This window comes from Acinetobacter sp. YH01022 (assembly GCF_013420235.1).
Classification (GTDB): Bacteria; Pseudomonadota; Gammaproteobacteria; order Pseudomonadales; family Moraxellaceae; genus Acinetobacter.
Map to the genome: position 1 here is coordinate 41,641 of NZ_VOYP01000022.1, position 17,683 is coordinate 59,323.

Consider the following 17,683-nt stretch of genomic DNA (forward strand, 5'->3'; position numbering starts at 1 on the left):
TATGATGCATAGAGATGATATAAGGAGAAATCGATGTCCCGCCAAGTAATCCATACTGAAAATGCACCTGCAGCCATTGGTACATATTCTCAAGCGATTTTAGTTGAAAATACCCTGTACCTTTCAGGCCAAATTGGTTTAGATCCTTACAGTATGGAGTTGGTTGAAGGCATTGAAGCACAAATTCGCCGTGTATTTGATAACTTGAAAGCCGTCTGTGAAGCAGCCGGTGGCTCATTGGCAGATATCGCCAAACTGAATATTTTCCTGACCGATCTTTCCCACTTCCAGCTGGTCAACCAGATTATGGGTGAATATTTTGCCCAGCCTTACCCTGCCCGTGCAGCATTAGGTGTCGCCAGCTTGCCTAAAGGGGCTTTGGTTGAAATGGATGGTATTGTAATTATTAATCAATAATTTATAAAACTCATTAAATACCCACGTTTCAAAAATCAGTTCTAAATGATCAATTCATCTTGAACGGAAATCCGAGCAGCACTCGGATTTCCGCTCAGGTGCTATTTTTTTATTCAAAAACTCAATCAAAATAAATGATATTTCAAATGAATTTCATTGACAAACGATAATAATTATCAATAATATCACTTATCCCATTTCACTTTTATGTGGCCAGTTCAAATGTACGTATGCTTATGTCGTGGTATTACCGATCAAGATATTAAAGATGCCGTTGCAAATGGTGCGGAAAGCTATCGTGAAATTCGTGACCTGCTTGATTTAGGTACCTGTTGTGGCCGTTGTGCCCCTGAAGCACGCGCCATCATTAGCGAAGAACTTTCAGAAATTGCAGCCCGCATTTCTGTGGCAGCTTAAAACCCGATTATTCTAATGAGAAACTGAATGATCAAAAGATCATTTTCTCCTCTCCCGCTTATGACTCTAGGCGGGTTTTTTATACACGCCCGTGTAGCATAGCGCCTATTATCGTTCTTGATTGCGATTTTCATTTGCTGTTCAATAAACTACTCGCCATTGTTTTGCTTGTTGTTTAAGATATTTGCAATAATCATTTTCTTGATTGCCTGAACCCTTGTGAAGGCAAAAAATTGTTGATGGAGAACTTACAATGAAAGGCAATCGTGACGTCATTAATCAGTTAAATCAGGTGCTTTATCACCAGTTGACTGCCATTAACCAGTATTTCCTGCACTCACGCATGTTTAACGATTGGGGAATTGAGAAGCTGGGTTCGGCAGAATACAAAGAATCGATTCAGCAAATGAAAGATGCGGATAAAATTATTGAACGCATCCTATTTCTTGAAGGCCTGCCTAACTTACAGAATTTAGGCAAGTTATACATCGGTCAGCATACTGTTGAAGTACTGAATTGCGATGTACGTAAAGTCAACGAAAATATTGAAGCCCTGCAAAAAGCGGTCAGCTTGGCCGAGCAGGAAATGGATTATGTCACCCGTGATCTTGTTCAGGAAATTCTAGAAGAAGAAGAGGAATATCTGGATTGGGCCACCACCCAGCTTGATCTGGTCGAGAAAGTCGGTATCGAAAACTACATTCAAAGCCAAATTTAAGTTTAAAAACAGCCAGTCGATTGACTGGCTGTTTTAGTTGGTCGATTCACTTTTTAAATTTTACTTTTTGGCAGCGGGCTGAGCCAATGATGCATAGTCCCAATCGACTTTACGTAATTTTTTCAACAACCAGAGCTGATGTCTGGCTTCCTGTTCATAGCCATTAAAAGCCAGTATTTTGGCATACTTCAGCAGATCATAGGAGGTTGGATAATTGAGTACCATCTCCCTAATTTCTTCAAGCTGTTGTGCACTCACCTTGCTATAGGGATTCATACGAATCCATTCAATACGCCGGTTAAATTCTTCCAGCAAATAAATCTGATCCTGATTGGTAATTTTTTCCGGTTTTTTTTCATAGCGTAGCGTTTGATTAAGCTTAGGGACTAGAACTGAATAATCCCGCATAATCAAAATCAGCAGCAAGAAAAATAAACCGTAAGCAACCCGCATATAATTGGGTGAAAGGGTCAGGATTTTGGTATCTGCCTGTTGCGACTGAATCAGACCAATAATAAAACCCACCGGAAGCAGGAAATACGCATAATATTGGGGGAATTCCAGCATTGAGTGAATCAGTACTGCACCCACCATTAAAATGCCGATCACAGATTCAACTGAATTGACCCGCTTATTCAGCTGATAGCCCCAATAGCCAAAGTACGCTAAAAAAGGTAGTCCTATAATGAGGCCGTTCCACAGGATAAAATCGAGAATAAAATTATGTGCGCTACGAATCCACACTGGACCCTGAAAATGATCACTGACCAAGGTATAAGCAACACTGGTCTGGTTCCAGCCGTAGCCAAACCATGGACGGTCAGCAATGGCATGCAGCATTTGATTCCAGATGGCTAAACGCGACATATCCCCGGTAGCGCGTCTTGCCACATCGACAGCTTTAATCTGTATATCCAATAATTGGGTTAAATAGCTCCCAATGACAGGCAATACCAGGACTAATCCTATAAATACACCTAACCATGCCGCTAGGGAATACCATTTAATATGGATATAGCCTTTGAATTGCTGATAAGCCAAATAAACCAGAATAAAGACACAAGCCACCCATGAGGTTCTGGATTGGCTTAATGCCACGCTCACCAACATAATGAATGCCGCTAGAACCAGCCATTTGGTCTGGATTTTTTTGGTTTCATATAAATATAAACAGGCCAAAAGGGACATGAGCAAAAAAGTAGCCATATTGTTTGGCTGGGCAAAATTGGCATAGGGACGAACAGCACGTTGCATATTCACCATCCCGGGGATATAGGCATCGAGCGTTAACCATTGGCAAATCGCAATGACACCCGTCGCTGTTCCCGCCATGAGAAACACATAACTGAGTCCGGTAAAAATGTTTGCTCGGTCTGCTTTCTCGCTCGACAAGTTATAGCCAACCACCATGCTCAGCCAGAATCCAAGCACAAACAAACTACAAATCAATGCCTTATCAAAGAAAAAGAGCTCACCTGCCCCATACTGAACCAGCGGGATAGCCGCAAGGAGCAACAAAGGCAAACTTATAACAGGCAATTTAATTTTATCTTTTAAATATATTGCAGCTAGAGTAAAGAGGGATAAAAAAGCAAAAAGTTCGCCAGTATATGTAACCCATGGCCTATAGTGAATAGGCAGAAGCCAAGCCAATGAGATAAAAACACTAGCTAAGAGAAGTAGAAAGAATTTCATGATTAAATCAGTGAAAATAGGATGGGCATATGATAATAAAAAAGCAGATGAATTGATAATCTGCTTTTTTTGCTTAAAGGGACTGTTCTAAATTTTGTGTAAGTACTTAATTTTCATTTATCCTACTGAGGATAATAAAAAGAGGTACTTCACATGGTTGAAGCTACAATCAAAAGTATGGCAGCTGAATTAGCTAAAGGTTTAAAAACTCCTGAAGATTTAAACCAAATGACAGCCATATTTAAAAAGTTCATGATCGAAACCGCTCTGAATACTGAGCTTTCTGAACATTTAGGCTATGAAAAGCATCAACCTAAGAAAGGATCTAATGCACGTAATGGTTTTAGCTCCAAAACAGTTCTAACACAAGATGGGCAGCTTGCTTTAGATATCCCTCATGATCGTGACGGCTCTTTTGAGCCACAGATTATTAAGAAGCATCAAACGCGTATTACTAGCATGGATGATCAAATTCTTTCGCTATATGCGAAAGGAATGACAAATAGAGAAATTGTTGCTTTTTTTAAAGAAATGTACGATGCCGATGTATCTGCCTCCCTTATTAGTAAGGTGACGGATGCTGTCATTGAACAAGTGACAGAATGGCAAAATAGAACACTCGATAGTCTTTATCCTGTTGTCTATTTAGGTTGATAAATACGCCCAACGCCTTTTAGATTTTCGACATAAAAAGTATCTTGTGCTCCAAGGTATCCTGGATGATGTGTTTCAATTTCACCACAAGCAACATCATCTTCATGTTTACGTTCCAATGCAGCAATCTGCTGATCATTCAACTGAATACCTTCTTGAGCAACTTTCATTTCAAGCGCCTTTAATCGCTTTTTGAAATTCTCAAGATTGTGTCTAAGCCAGATAGAGCGCACACCGCTGCCAGATACGAAGATGCCAATCTGACGTAGCTCATTACTGGTCCGATGCTGACCATAAGCTGGATATTGGATTGCAAAATCAACAACAGCTTGTTCTGTTTGCTCATCCACTCGGTTTTTTAAATTTGGAGTTCTGCGACTCTGGTTGATGAGTGCATCCATATTGCCGGTACTGGCAAGTTCTTGATAGCGATAGAAGGTATCTCTAGATACCCCCATGACTTTACAAGCTTTGGATACGTTCTGGAGTTCCTCTGCTAAATTCAGCAGACCGACTTTGTGTTTAATGATTTGATTGTTAGTATGCAACATGAGAAGTTACCTTTATTGATTGAGATTCGACACCTTTAATCAAAATCGGTAACTTCTTCTTTTTCAAGCTCTGTGTCAGATTAAGTCTGAACTAATACAGCTTAAACAACTACTTTCTAATGCAGTCCAGTTTATTTCTATGGTCTTAAATCAACAATTTAACCCTGACTGTGAGCAGTACGATTCTACTATTTACTTTTTTCACTGAATTTAAATATAGCATTGCCTAGCAGAGTAGAAGGAAACAGTACTATGTATTTTTTCGTTCTAACAACTTAAAATATATTTTACGCAATTCTGCATGAGTTGTATCTCGCTTTTCTTCTAGCGTGAACACACCATCTGCTTGCTCAGACTCATACCATTCTTTATAAGCTAAATAGTATTTTTCCAAAACACTGCCAATTTCTAAATTTTTATTTTTAATTATAATTAACGCCTCAGTTGGGTTAAATTCAGATAATGGCTCATCACAAATATTTTTCAAATTTAATAAGCTAGCTACTGCAAAAAAACACCACTCTACATTATCACGGAGAGAAAAGTCTTTTGCTGCGGGTAATCTTTCATTCGTCATTATAAATATCTAAGTAGCAATAAACTTATAAAAAATAGCATGTTATTTTTTGGCCAACAAGATATAGATAAAAACAACCTAACGACAACTTGTCGGTAAATAAGCAATATCTATTCCCGTTGCATCCTGTTTAGGCCTACATTTCCATGCTTTAATTTCTTTTGTCGATCCAGCAGCAAAGTCAGCTGCCACTGTTAAATTCGTCATGGCAGCATCGCTATACGGCACAAGTTCTAAATTTAATCGTGTACCCAAGTGTGGAATATTCTGCGACTGAATACTAACTACTCCATTCTGGTCTACACTCACAGCAGCAACTTTATGTGAAGATGCATGACAATCAAATATAGCCCCAGTAGTCGGTACTGAAGCAAGTCCTGTTTGCGATGCTTCTGTAATAGAAGTCTTGCAAACAGCCATGGCTAAAATAACTTCTGACATACTCGCACGCGTCACGTAATTTAAATAAGTGGGCAATGCCACAGCACTTAACACCCCAACAATTGCAACGACAATCATTAACTCTATTAATGTAAAACCTTTCATGTCGTTATCCTTTGCTTTTTATTTCAACAAATATAGGCAAAAGACATGCCATCTAATAAGTTCATTATTTATCAAATGCTTATATTAAAATAAAAGAAATCATGATTAGAAATGGATAATTTTTGTCAATAAAATCCTTTTTATGTTAATTCCATGGCCTTAAATCTACTATTTTAATCACCTCACCTTTTTGTTGGTTGACCAATACCACCATATCCATCACACTGGCTTTCAAAGGTAACCAGGCTGTAGCTTGTGGATATTTTTGAAGTACATGATTAATATCATTAGAATCGTTGTATTTTTTTAACTCTGCCAAATCCATTGCTTTTTGAGCTATTTTAGCTTTAGCAAAGTCAAATGAACGATGATATTTGGACTGTTGTGCGGGGCTAATATTTGACTGTGCTTCACTTAGCATCATATCTAACTGTTCTTTGGCCGTTTTAGGTTTTGTTTCCACATCAATATATTCAGGACTCAACAGTGGTGCTTTGTAATGATCACTATTGATAATCACTTCATTGGCTCGAACCGATTCAAACCGATCTCCGGCAAATGCAATCCATACTGGACGCCCCTCATACATAGAGTAAACACCATAAATCATGGCACTTAATTGAATAATTGCGATAATGCACAGATCTAATTTTAAAGTTTTTTTTAATTTTTTATAAACAATAAAAGTAAAAGCAGGACCGAGTACCAGATCAATTCCTAACATCATTAAAAATAGCCCACCCACCCCTGTCGCTTTTACCAAAGGTGATGGGTACCATACTAAATAGACCAGCAAAAAGCAGATTAAGGCCAAAAATAGGCTAATCAGTAAATGTATACCAGCCGCTCTGAATTTATCTTTGATCAAACCATTCATCTTAAACTCTCAATTTACCAATACAAAAAAAAACAGTCCTAAGACTGTTTTTTGTATAACTATTTAAATTAAATATTAACGGCAAGAAGCTGGTACAAACTTTTTATCGCCAGAGAATGAACAAGCCCAGCCTTTAATTGGTTTATTTGCACCAGAAACATAATCAGCAGCAGTCATTGCAGTACCAGCAGCAGATGTATCTTCTGTAGCATAAGGGGTAATTGTTACTGTTTCTGTATCTACATCAGCGCCAATATTTTGAGCTTCAACTGAGATTGCACCATCTTCTGTTGTTGTAAGTTCTTTTACATATTTACTAGAAATTGGAGCAGATGAACCAGCTTCACCACAACCCCATGTATTAGCTGTAGGTGCAGCTGGCAAACCAGAATCAGCAGCTTCAGAAATTGTATTTTTACAAGTTGAAGCAGCTAAAACTACTTCAGACATTTTAGCACGAGCTGTATAGTTTTGATATGCAGGTAATGCTACTGCAGCCAAAATACCGATAATCGCTACTACGATCATTAATATAAAAACATTCCATAAGTCACTTTATATAGACATGCATCAAACCATTGAATTATCTTGTTTTACTTCATTATTTATTTTGTCCATATGGACATACTTTTCAATGGACAAAAATTTAAGTTTTGTCCATTGAAAAGTATGAATCTCTACTTTAAACAAATATTCTCATAGCATCCGACGAACGGTCAATAAAATTCCAATCATTTTTTCTGTGATCAATATCACTTAATTTTTATACTTTTTGGGAGGAATCAAATTTAAGGGCAATGAAATGTAGCAAAAACTCACATATAGTGTCATTAATTGTCATTTTTTAATCTAAACAGTATTTATTTGATTATTTTCATGCAGAAAAATATTCATTTAAATCATTGTTTTTTTAAGTTAAAATTATCGAAGCTAAAGATTGGCATAGAATATGCTAATATTAAAATAGCTTACAAAGCTTATAATTAAATTAACAACATTTGTGGAGAATGTTATGAATACAATGCAAAAAGGTTTTACCTTGATCGAACTGATGATTGTGGTCGCTATTATTGGTATTTTGGCTGCAATCGCAATTCCTGCATATCAAGATTACACAGTGCGTACACGTATTACGGAAGGTTTAAATTTAGCAAACTCTGCTAAATTAATGGTACAAACTGATGGTTCGGCTTCTAAGGCGGATTTAAACCGTGTAGTGACCACTTGGAATGCTCAAGCTTCTAATACAGGTGCTAACTCTAAAAATGTAAACTCTGTACTTTTAACAGCAGATACAGGTGTAATTACAGTTACATTTAATCCTACAGCAGTTGGTTTGGCGGCAAATGAAAATCAAATCACGTTAACGCCTTGGGTGCGCAATGGTGCTGCAGGTGCAGGTCAATCACTTGAAGACGCTCAAGCAGCGGGTAGCACAGGTACTATTGACTGGGGCTGTGCTTCTGCAACTAAGGTTAAAGCTACGGCTGATGGTATTACTGTTGTATCTCCGACAAATGGTTTGCAATCAAAATATGCGCCATCGGAATGTCGCTAAGTTTTATAATTTAAAAAAGCAGCTTCGGCTGCTTTTTTAATTGCTGAGATAAACATCATTATGACTCATCGCCTAAATTTTTTCCTCAGCCATTTATTGCTATCATTCTTAGTCGCTTTATGGGTGGTTGGACTCGTCTTTTTTATTTGGTATCCCTCGCCACTTGCCACAGCTGTTGGCGTAATGCATATCTTTTTAATGCTGTTGGTTATCGACGTGATTTTAGGGCCACTTTTAGGCTTATTGGTCTATAAAGAAGGCAAAAAAACACTAAAATTTGACCTCAGTGTCATTATCCTCATTCAAATCGCGGCTTTGTGTTATGGGGTGTTTAGTATTGAACAAGGTCGTCCTGCATGGTTGGTTTATAATGTAGATCGTTTTGAATTGGTTAGAAAAAATGAAATAGTTGATACGAATATTCAGCATGCACAGCCACAATTCCAAAAACCTTCATGGTTTAAACCGCAATATGTTGCCACTGAATTTGCCAAAGACACACAACAACGCAATGATGAAATGTTTGCAGAAGTATTTAGCGGTATTTCAATTTCACAGCGTCCAGAACGCTATGTAGAACTCACTCAAGCCAAACACCAAATCCAACAACGTGCATTACCACTTGTAGAACTGCAACAGTACAACTCAAAAGCAGACGTTGAAAAAACTTTAGCCAAATATCCAAAAGCAGATGCGTGGCTACCCTTAAAAGCCAATGCTGTAGATATGGTGGTATTAGTCAATAAAGAATCTTCGAGCATCATCAAAATAGTAGACCTCAGACCGTGGAAATAAGTTTAACGGCATATTTTTTACTCCGTTTATTAAAAAGCCACTAAGTTCATAAACTGAGTGGCTATATCAATCAAATAGTCCGAGTACTTTGCCTCAACTCAAAATTTTCCAACAATAAAGAATTGCACTTTTCCAGCAGTATTTCATAATCTTCTTTCAGCTGCTCATAATCACTTTTCACCGCTTTGGTCTTAGTTTTCGCTTGCTCAATTTGCTGGGCAGGCGAAAGAAGATTTTGCCCTGCTGCCTGTGCAGCTTGCTCAATTGCCTCAATTAATGCAGCATGACGGCTCTTTTTAATCGAGCCTCGTTTACGTCCAGCCTCCATTGCAACCGTATCGTTATTAATGGCAGAGCCTTTCGGTAGAATAATCGGTTTGTTGGCTTTTAATCGCTCTAAAGCAGCGTAATAATCATTAAGTGCACTCATATTTTACACCTCAATATTAATCGTTTGAATTCTTTGAATCATTTTGTTTAAAGCCAAAATATCACTGTCCATTTGCTCGTATAGCAGACTGTTCTGTACTTGCATATCTCGCTGCCGTTGTAGTCGCTGAACCGCTTTTTGTATTTTTTCAGCACTTGTTGCATCAAACACAGCATGGGCACAACTCAAACAGCTCGTAATAGCCGTAAAAGAAATTTTTTCGCAAGAATCAGGGTTGGTACATGCGCCAAACAAGCTAGGCTTATAGGCAATTTCACCCTTTTTCATACGCTTAATGGTTTCATCACGGTTTGGAAATACTGTGAGTAATTGCTCGCGGTCTTTTTGTAGCTGCAAATAGGTTCCTGCCCCACCAAGTAAACGGCCAGCACTATTAATTACACCCTCTTCAAATTGCGCATAAGAATGTACCAAGCGCTGATATTCCAGTTCTTGAATAAACTCTTTTTGACTGTCACTCACTAAAATATTTGGTGCAAATACCGCATTATTACGGTAATACAACGTCATAGACTCTGTTAGATGCTTAAATTGGACTGACAAAGCGCCAAGTCCGATCATGCCTGAACGAGCGCCATAAACTGCAAGCGAACGTCTAAATTGATGGGTACAGATATTCCAGTACTCACCAACTTGGCAGTCTTTTTCTTCTCGCCAATTGCGGAAACCATCAAAAGTTTCCAATTCCGCCAGGTCCTCTTCACAAATTCGTAGATCATCACCAACTACAGACAGGATTCGAGGTATGTAATGATTAAAACTCGAATATGAACGAATAGGTGCTCCGTTAAAGTGTGATACATAATCCGTTTCCTTCTCGATATTCCGATTTTTTTTATGTCGATATTTTTGAGAAAATCTTGTTGGAAACAATGGATATTCAGTAGGGTTAGAAGAATCATAATGCGGATTAAGCAATGCATAGATATCACCAATACTTTGTGCTGCATTAACACCAAACTGAATATCTTCAAACGTGATCCAATATGTCGATTTATTACCACCGCCATGCAGTTTAGAGGTATACCCCATGATTACATGCACAACATGCTCATTACTCTGAACAGTTTGATAGCAGTCATAAGACAGTTGATTCACTTCATTGTCACGCATGCCGGTAAATAGGTGAATCCAAAGCTTCGCTATACCTTGAATTAACGTGATATAGCGAGTTAAATTCGCGTGTTTTTGAATGTTATTATTTTTAAAAAGCTTCGTTAAACCTAATAAGTCTCGTGCATCTTCAAAACTCGTTGCATGCTGTGTTCGTTTAAACTCAGCCGGCATACGAGCAAAAGTCTTGTCTTGCAGGATGCGCTGAAACCATTGCTGTAAGGCAGATGAATTTTGGTTAAATTCAGTCAGTTTTTCAGACAACCCATTGATTAATTTTATATAAATTCTGGATGGAATAAGTTTGGTTTGCGGTCCAATTTTGTTAGATTGTATCCGCAATTTGGCAATGACTTTTTCCAGATGCAAAATCGGCTTATAGACAGTAAATGCAGGAATAAGGTCAGGGTATTGCTGCTGTATAGAAAAGCAATCTTTCAGCAAAGCCTTGAGACATGAAGCAATTCTAAAACTGAATCCCACATACGCTTCTTGTAATTTTGTAATATAGACTGCATCTGTAAATAATTGCTGTAAAGTGCAGCCATTTCTATACGCAATTGCAGCTAAATGTCGTAGTACAGTATGCCGATTTTCAATACTTTTGATAATCGGCATACCTGTTTTGACGTATAGCAGCGCAAAAGCGATTTTTTTCATTTCTGTGCGAATTTGACAGAAAAGAAAATCATCTTCACATGCACTGTGAAGCCATGTATTAAAATTTAATCTACAATGGCAATTCGGCAAATACGGTGAAAAGTCCCAAATATTATCTCCGTATTTAGACAATGTTGCTCCATTTGGCATTCGGGATAGAATAAAGGATGCAGAAACAGTAAGCTGATTATTTTCAAGATGATACTCATCTGGTAAAAATTGTTTAGCACCAATCGCATATAAATAAAAATTAAAGGAACTCATGACACCCATCCTAGCTCGACAAGCAACTCAAAATGATTCAGCCAATATGCATCTAAATCGCCACTTTCAACCTCTTCTTGAATCGAGAAAATACGATCTCGTAAAGTAGCGTAAGTGTTCGACAGTTCAGTAAGCACTTCATCAATGCGGTGTAATATCACCCCAAACTGCTGCTCCCATTTGAGCAAGTCGGTCGCTTTTTGTTTAACATACCCCAGCATGGTTTTAAGTGATAAAAGTTTACGTACATCTTCGTCATCGGCATGAACAGCATAGTGTGCGCAAAAAAGACAATGTTCGAATTGCTGACAGTTCGGGGTTGGTGCATTTTCTGTAAAACCTAATGCCTTTTCAGGTTGTGGTATTTGTGTATGACAACTCCCAACAGGCAAAGAATGAGCAGCAACAGCCACATCTATAGTTTTCACAGCAATATGTTCAACAGTTCGAGTTTTTGCAACCGCAACGCCTCGCAGCTCATTAAAGAATTGAGAAATTTGCTGACCTGCCTCTTTAAATGAAGTACGCGCATAATTATTCCGGGCTGTATCGAGTGAATGCCCCATTTTTTCAGCTTCGAGTAATAAATCACCATTACTCAGCTCAACATATTGACTACTGACGTGCTTACGCCATTGCTGCGGAGTAATCCAAAACATTTTTGGAAAAATACGCTTTAAAAATCTTTTGACTAATTGCAGCTTGCCGTATCCAACTGGTCCAAATTTTTGAATTTCATTACGCAGTGGAAAGACAAAACCACACTGCTCTTCTTGAATATACCAAGCTCGAAGTTCCAAAATTTTCCTAAAAATCGGCTCAAATTGAACCCCAAATTCAGGGTGTACCGTCTTTCCTCCTGCACGGCTTTTCGTGCCTGAAAATCGTCTACCCTGAGTCGAGGGCAGGATTTGCATAGACTCCAGTTGTAACTGTTGAGCCGTGTCTAAATTCGCTCCAGTCTGTGCTATAAATAACAGCATGCCAATGACTAAACCATAGGAGGCGAGTCTTTCACGTTCTATATGCCGTTTATCTTCATTGCGTTGCCGCAATTTATTCATCGCTTCGTTGCGGTTTTCACGTAAGCGTTTTCTATGCTCACTATTCTCAGCAAGCTCAAAATCAGCTAGCATTTTGGAAAAAGCTGGGATAACCGCATATTTGGCTAAATAGCTCTGCATATCAAATTGAATATGCTGTTTTTCAGTTTGATGATGAAAACCGGAATAGAAATAGAAACTTTCATCATCAATCGATTGAAAATGGGCGGGGAAATTTCCCTCCTGCACAACGATACGATGAATTTCTAGAAATACATTCAACAAGGTGGCATAAGTCTTCTGATGATCCTGTTCAGCTAGAGGCAAGATAGGAACATCATAACTCTGTGACTGCACTTGTACTGCTTGCGCGACGACATCAACTTCATGACAGTTAAACACATAGGCAATTAGCTTAGCTACATTGCGTTGATAAATCTTAGCTGTATGGGCTGCTAAATATTCTGCCGCTGTATCAGATAGCAAAGTCCGATCGACGAGATGTTTACTGTAACGCTGGTAAGCATCTATCACACTGATTTTATCCGATAGATCAAAAACTTTCTTTTGCTGATCCACCCAATCTAGAAACATTTTAGATGTATAGTAAAACAAGCCTTTTGATAAGTCTGCGCATTGCATCTGAAATAGGTAATCGGTCAGGCATTGTAAAAAGTAGCGTCTTTTGTCATCAAAAGAAGCAAACAACTGCTGTTTGGATAAAACATTCTTAGATGCTCTTTTTTGATAAAATAACGCTCCAATATCCAACATTTTAGAGCCAAAGGCTGCGGTTTTATCTTTCAGCACAAGCACGAGGCATTCGTGTTCTATAATTTGTCTGCCCACATCAGAAATATGTACAAATAAAAGAGAGCGAGTGAAGTTCATGATGCTTCTCCTGTTTTATTTACAGAAGACATCACGTATTGCATTAAACTCGATTCATACTCATGCTGAATCCTATTTCGCCATTCAAGACGTGGCTTATAATTTAGATATTGCAGCGTAGTTTCCTTACTCTTATGCCCCATCCTGGCTTGCACATATTCGACTGCTATTAATGAAGAATGCCCATTAGGTAAATGCTGTAATTGACTCTCCAAGAGATTCATACCAAAACTAGCCCGCAAATCGTGAAACTTGAAGCTTTGGAACTGCGGATCAGTCAAGTGAATTTTAGGTAACAACACTGTTTTTAAATAACTGCGTACCGCTTCGCCTTCATATAGTTTAAATTTTGTCCTAAATGAATTAGAAGCTTTAATTTTTTCAGTCAGTTCTTGCTGTTCTGCTTTACTGGTATAGAAAGGTGTACCCAACTTTGTGAGAAACACATAGTTTTCATCAGAATCACCATAGTTTGACTTCTGTCTACGCAAACAGGCTTGCTCACTATTGATATAAATTTTAATGTCTTGCGCTAACCAATGCGGGATCAACAGCGTCATTGGCTTTTGAAACTTGGTATCGATGCCAGTACCTGCACCTACTGGCAGGCGAATAAAACCATGACTATCTGGCTGACGCTCTACCAAATATTTAATCCGCAAAGTACAAATCGTTTGCAGGCGAGCACCTGTAAAAAGTGCAAGATAAAACATCAACTGATATTCACGTGATGATTTTTGCAGTGCTTTTAATACTATCGCTTGCTCTTCAACTATCAGCGGTCTCAGCTCACCGCCATCGATAATAGCTTCAGGGTTTGGGGCTTTACCTGGAACACAAATCGAAAGATCATGTGACTTGATTGCCATTTGCCTACGTGCGCCAAATTCATTATCCACTGCAATGTATTTGTAGACATCTTGAAAAGGAATACCATAACGCTGATGATCAACCAAATCTTCTGTCACAAGGAGTCTATAAAAATTCACCGCGGCATTAATTCTGCCACGAGCGGTGCTTGGTTTAATCAAGTCTGCATTGGTCTGCTCTATTAATCGAGTACGGTATTTAAAAATTGCATTCAGTTGTTTCACTTTATGAAACTTTAAACAGTCAAGCTTTTCATCTTCCAAGAAGCGTAAAAAATCGACCAATTGATCTGCTATTGATCCAAAGGTCTTAAAGTTATAATTTAATGTTTGCTCTAGTTTCTTCAGGAAGTACAGATTAAAAATTTCTGATACGCTGCCATCCCCTTGAATAATGACGGGGAATTCTAGATAGACATCACCATACTTTTCAAATTCTGCATCGTCTAAACAACGTACTGCTTGAGTTAACGTAGACAACTGAAATTTTGTGAGAGTCACAACTTCAGCTTCGGACCGATAGCGTGACTGACCATTTTTAAATTTAGTGCTCATTTGAGCCTCCTGTTTATTAAAAAAAACAGGCAAAAAGCGATTTTGAGATAGGATTGACAAGAGTGTCCCTATTCATCAAAATACAAATGTCTGATCACCAATGAAGACATTCATAAAAGCTCATGCGACCAACATGGGCTTTTATACTTTTTGCCGAATAAAAATAATCACTTTTTTGTCAATTCACTCTTATCCTCCTCTCTTAATCGCTCCAATTCAGTAATTAAAAAAGCATTCATTGACTGATGTCTTTTCTTTGCTGTTTGTTTCACCCAAGAAATTAAATCTATGGGTAATCGTAGATTCGTTTGTTTCATATGCAATAAACCAGATGTTATCATAATGCTAACATAGCAATGTGCTATCACTTATGTCAACTCGTTTTTTATAGCATAATGCTAGTATGAAAATTCCTACTGTCAGTGGAATGTATGGGTAAAAAAGACATTCAATTTAACCTTCGAATTCCAGAAGAGTTAAAAAATAAAATTGATGCGGCTGCGAAAGCCAATCAACGCTCTATCAATGCCGAAGCGACCTCTCGACTTTATGACTCATTCGTTATGAACGACAATATTCAAGTTGAAGCTGCAAAAGTCGTTGAAAACTTTCTTCGATCACGATCACCTACAGAACGAAAAAAAGTGGTGGCTGAGCGTTTAAATTTCGTATTAAGTGAATTAAAAAAAACTCATCATTTTAGAGAGTTTACAATTGCCGAATTAGCCTTTGAGATCGGTGAACATACGGCTGATGAAGCTGAAGCATGGTTTAGGGCAGAGCTAGAACCGACCTTTGGGCAATTGGAAAAAATAGCGCAACATACCTCAGCTAATCCCAACTGGTTATTCTTCGGCAAACAAGCCCCATATGACATTCAATCTATACGTTTAAATGAATATTTAGAGAAAGATATAAAACTGCTCTTAGGTTCAAATCCTAATAATGAGTATTTAAATCAATCTAAAGTCAAAGAAATAAAATTTATTCGAGAATTATCGGAAACTGGTCAATTAATTATTCTTAAAATCTATGAAAATTATGCAATTGAAACTATTTATCCTCCATATCATATCAGTGACGTAAATGGTGTCGGTGGATATAACTCATTATTATATTTTTGTTTATTGACCAAAGTGCTGTTGCGATATTACAAAACTAAGGTGAATATATATAGTTACCTGCTCTCAGAAGAGCAGTTTAAATTTATTTTGACTGGAAAAGCTCATCCCTTAACAATTGCAGAAAAACTACATCATATTCCTTGGGTAGATGATTTAGCAGATAGATCCCTTGATAGAACTTTAGATTATTGGGACGGTTTCGATACTTTAAGAGCAAGACTCATACAAGACTTTGGCGCAAAAGAATACATTCAGAAGATTTGGAATGATCCCGAGCTATATCAAAAGCATCCTATTAAGTTTTAAAAAAAGGATGGCATTTTACTTAATGCCATCCTTTTTTCTTATTCATGAGTATATTCAAACAAGTCCTGCATGGTGCAATTAAAATATTTACATAAAGTATCTGCGACTGAAAGCTCAATTCGTACTGCGCGATCATAGTATAGACTTGTAAGTGTATTACGGTTAATGCCAGTCGCCTGAGCCACTTCACTTAACTTTAAAATTTTTCGCTCACCCATTAAAGTCGACAGCCTACATCTAATCATAATAACCCACAACCCAAAAAAACAACCTACTGAGAGATATTTTGACTTGCAAAGTCAGATTTATCATGCTAAATATAACCTACAGCAGGTTATATTAACCTATTAAAAAACAAATTAACCTTTCTAACCATCATTATATATATTTTCTATGGAAGTTCAGCTATGAATAATTACTTTTCCCCTAAATTTTATGTTTCAGAAGAAGTTCGTTCAACTGCTGTTGCTCTAATCAAAGAATTTAATATTGATCGTACATTTGATTTAGCGTTGTTTCTGAATGTTAACCCAAACTTAAACGATCAAGATGCAACTTTAGCCTGGGTCAATTATTTCTCAAAAAACCCAAATGACCTCAGTGACTTCAATCATGTTAGACATCACTTTATGAAAAATTTCCCTAAAATTATGTTTGCCGACTGTAGCGAATAAACCATATAAAAGGGAGATGATGATCATCTCCCTAAATTTATATTGAGCCTACAAACAATCATTGCCGACTATATTAAGCAAATTGAACCGTACCGGGTTTGTCGGAGACTTTTTATTTAAGTTAGGCCACCTGACCTAACGGGTTAATCTTATCATAGTACATTGCTTCAAAATCAAAAGGTGGCACATAACCTAGTGCACTATGTACACGCTCTTTATTGAACCAATCTACCCAGTTTAGTGTCGCAAGTTGTACATCCGCTAAACCTTGCCAATCTGCTTTTAAATATTCAATCACCTCTGTTTTGTATAAACCATTCACCGTTTCAGCCAAAGCATTATCGTATGAATCACCGGTCGTACCGACTGATGCTCGTAAATTTGCTGCTTCTAAGCGATTGGTATAGCGAATGGAAAGATACTGTACGCCTCTGTCACTATGGTGAATCACGTTCTTTGGCATGTCTCGAGCATGTAACGCTTGCTCAAGTGCAGCGAGCACCATGTCAGTATTCATCCGTGTAGATACTTTCCATCCAACAATTGCTCGTGAAAAGACATCAATAATAAAGGCGGTATATACCCAGCCTGAATTTGTTTGAATATACGGGTGAGTAGACCAAGGGAATTTCACCCTTAGCCCCTCGCAGAACCGGACATGAACCTCTCAGCTCATCCGGCTCCCATTATCCAACCGATGGTAAACATCCCATTTTCCAGTGCACAAAGGCATTTGGAAAATCACGCGCAAGTCGCCCTAAGGCATATCTAGCCCGTCTTTTATGACGGGCCAAGTTTTTGTACTTACGCCTCATCCAGCGTATAAGATAAGCATTCATGTGTTGCCAGATCGCTGACATTGCTGAACCATGGAATCGACCATAGTATTGCTGCCAACCTTGAAGAATTGGATTGAATATTGCAGATA

Annotated in this window: 19 protein-coding genes and 3 pseudogenes; 8 read left to right on the forward strand and 14 right to left on the reverse strand. The window is 38.0% G+C overall.

What is annotated here, in order from left to right:
• The first annotated feature begins 33 nt into the window (after nt 1–33).
• The 3 genes from FTT87_RS09550 to bfr all read left to right on the forward strand — a co-directional run bounded on the left by FTT87_RS09550 (nt 34) and on the right by bfr (nt 1,552).
• A complete protein-coding gene (locus FTT87_RS09550; protein WP_092820181.1) occupies nt 34–417 on the forward strand; it encodes a RidA family protein in 384 nt (127 codons plus the stop codon).
• Between the two features lie 222 nt (nt 418–639).
• Nucleotides 640–834: a bacterioferritin-associated ferredoxin gene (locus FTT87_RS09555; protein WP_086174534.1), complete on the forward strand. Its 195-nt coding sequence runs from the start codon at nt 640–642 to the stop codon at nt 832–834.
• 253 nt (nt 835–1,087) lie between these two features.
• Nucleotides 1,088–1,552, forward strand: a complete 465-nt coding sequence (gene bfr, locus FTT87_RS09560; RefSeq protein WP_092820182.1) for a bacterioferritin — start codon at nt 1,088–1,090, stop codon at nt 1,550–1,552.
• 60 nt (nt 1,553–1,612) lie between these two features.
• On the opposite strand, the gene FTT87_RS09565 is transcribed toward bfr, so the two are convergent.
• A complete protein-coding gene (locus FTT87_RS09565) occupies nt 1,613–3,247 on the reverse strand; it encodes a PglL family O-oligosaccharyltransferase (RefSeq protein ID WP_180174762.1) in 1,635 nt (544 codons plus the stop codon).
• Nucleotides 3,248–3,400: 153 nt separating this feature from the next.
• On the opposite strand from FTT87_RS09565, the pseudogene FTT87_RS09570 reads away from it, so the two are divergent.
• A pseudogene (locus tag FTT87_RS09570) lies at nt 3,401–3,895 on the forward strand (transposase); the annotation flags it as partial.
• A gap of 2 nt (nt 3,896–3,897) precedes the next feature.
• On the opposite strand, the pseudogene FTT87_RS09575 reads toward FTT87_RS09570, so the two are convergent.
• The 5 genes and pseudogenes from FTT87_RS09575 to FTT87_RS09595 form a co-directional block, all read right to left on the reverse strand.
• A pseudogene (locus tag FTT87_RS09575) lies at nt 3,898–4,452 on the reverse strand (helix-turn-helix domain-containing protein); the annotation flags it as partial.
• A gap of 250 nt (nt 4,453–4,702) precedes the next feature.
• The gene (locus FTT87_RS09580; RefSeq protein WP_180174763.1) at nt 4,703–5,029 is read right to left on the reverse strand and encodes a hypothetical protein; all 327 of its coding nucleotides are present in this window, start codon (nt 5,027–5,029) and stop codon (nt 4,703–4,705) included.
• Nucleotides 5,030–5,107: 78 nt separating this feature from the next.
• The gene (locus tag FTT87_RS09585; RefSeq protein WP_373423511.1) at nt 5,108–5,548 is read right to left on the reverse strand and encodes a pilin; all 441 of its coding nucleotides are present in this window, start codon (nt 5,546–5,548) and stop codon (nt 5,108–5,110) included.
• Nucleotides 5,549–5,720: 172 nt separating this feature from the next.
• The gene (gene tfpZ, locus FTT87_RS09590; protein WP_180174765.1) at nt 5,721–6,452 is read right to left on the reverse strand and encodes a TfpX/TfpZ family type IV pilin accessory protein; all 732 of its coding nucleotides are present in this window, start codon (nt 6,450–6,452) and stop codon (nt 5,721–5,723) included.
• 75 nt (nt 6,453–6,527) lie between these two features.
• Entirely contained in the window at nt 6,528–6,980 is a 453-nt protein-coding gene (locus tag FTT87_RS09595) for a pilin (protein ID WP_180174766.1), read from the reverse strand.
• A gap of 493 nt (nt 6,981–7,473) precedes the next feature.
• Between FTT87_RS09595 and FTT87_RS09600 the strand changes: the two genes are divergently transcribed.
• Nucleotides 7,474–8,010, forward strand: coding sequence for a prepilin-type N-terminal cleavage/methylation domain-containing protein (locus FTT87_RS09600; RefSeq protein WP_373423512.1), 537 nt, complete (start codon nt 7,474–7,476; stop codon nt 8,008–8,010).
• Nucleotides 8,011–8,070: 60 nt separating this feature from the next.
• Nucleotides 8,071–8,805: a TfpX/TfpZ family type IV pilin accessory protein gene (gene tfpZ / locus FTT87_RS09605; RefSeq protein WP_180174768.1), complete on the forward strand. Its 735-nt coding sequence runs from the start codon at nt 8,071–8,073 to the stop codon at nt 8,803–8,805.
• Between the two features lie 70 nt (nt 8,806–8,875).
• Here tfpZ (FTT87_RS09605) and FTT87_RS09610 read toward each other — a convergent pair whose 3' ends face one another.
• The 5 genes from FTT87_RS09610 to FTT87_RS09630 form a co-directional block, all read right to left on the reverse strand.
• Nucleotides 8,876–9,235: a hypothetical protein gene (locus tag FTT87_RS09610; RefSeq protein ID WP_180174769.1), complete on the reverse strand. Its 360-nt coding sequence runs from the start codon at nt 9,233–9,235 to the stop codon at nt 8,876–8,878.
• Nucleotides 9,236–9,238: 3 nt separating this feature from the next.
• Nucleotides 9,239–11,293 carry a hypothetical protein gene (locus tag FTT87_RS09615; protein WP_180174770.1) on the reverse strand — a complete coding sequence of 685 codons (2,055 nt, stop codon included), beginning with the start codon at nt 11,291–11,293 and terminating at the stop codon, nt 9,239–9,241.
• The gene (locus FTT87_RS09620; RefSeq protein WP_180174771.1) at nt 11,290–13,227 is read right to left on the reverse strand and encodes a hypothetical protein; all 1,938 of its coding nucleotides are present in this window, start codon (nt 13,225–13,227) and stop codon (nt 11,290–11,292) included. The genes FTT87_RS09615 and FTT87_RS09620 overlap by 4 nt, the downstream gene beginning before the upstream one ends.
• The gene (locus FTT87_RS09625; protein ID WP_180174772.1) at nt 13,224–14,651 is read right to left on the reverse strand and encodes a site-specific integrase; all 1,428 of its coding nucleotides are present in this window, start codon (nt 14,649–14,651) and stop codon (nt 13,224–13,226) included. Before FTT87_RS09625 ends, FTT87_RS09620 begins: the two co-directional genes overlap by 4 nt.
• A gap of 167 nt (nt 14,652–14,818) precedes the next feature.
• Complete coding sequence (locus FTT87_RS09630) at nt 14,819–14,992, reverse strand: Arc family DNA-binding protein (RefSeq protein WP_180174773.1); 174 nt, start codon at nt 14,990–14,992, stop codon at nt 14,819–14,821.
• 90 nt (nt 14,993–15,082) lie between these two features.
• On the opposite strand from FTT87_RS09630, the gene FTT87_RS09635 reads away from it, so the two are divergent.
• Nucleotides 15,083–16,081, forward strand: coding sequence for an Arc family DNA-binding protein (locus tag FTT87_RS09635; RefSeq protein ID WP_180174774.1), 999 nt, complete (start codon nt 15,083–15,085; stop codon nt 16,079–16,081).
• Nucleotides 16,082–16,119: 38 nt separating this feature from the next.
• Here the strand turns inward: FTT87_RS09635 and FTT87_RS09640 are convergent, their stop codons facing one another.
• Nucleotides 16,120–16,326, reverse strand: a complete 207-nt coding sequence (locus FTT87_RS09640) for a helix-turn-helix transcriptional regulator (RefSeq protein WP_180174775.1) — start codon at nt 16,324–16,326, stop codon at nt 16,120–16,122.
• Nucleotides 16,327–16,488: 162 nt separating this feature from the next.
• Between FTT87_RS09640 and FTT87_RS09645 the strand changes: the two genes are divergently transcribed.
• Complete coding sequence (locus tag FTT87_RS09645) at nt 16,489–16,755, forward strand: hypothetical protein (RefSeq protein WP_180174776.1); 267 nt, start codon at nt 16,489–16,491, stop codon at nt 16,753–16,755.
• A 121-nt stretch (nt 16,756–16,876) separates the two neighbouring features.
• On the opposite strand, the pseudogene FTT87_RS09650 reads toward FTT87_RS09645, so the two are convergent.
• Nucleotides 16,877–17,362: pseudogene (locus tag FTT87_RS09650) on the reverse strand (IS3 family transposase); the annotation flags it as partial.
• A gap of 79 nt (nt 17,363–17,441) precedes the next feature.
• Nucleotides 17,442–17,683 (reverse strand): group II intron maturase-specific domain-containing protein (locus FTT87_RS09655; protein WP_306423183.1); only part of this gene is annotated, 242 nt, incomplete at its 5' end.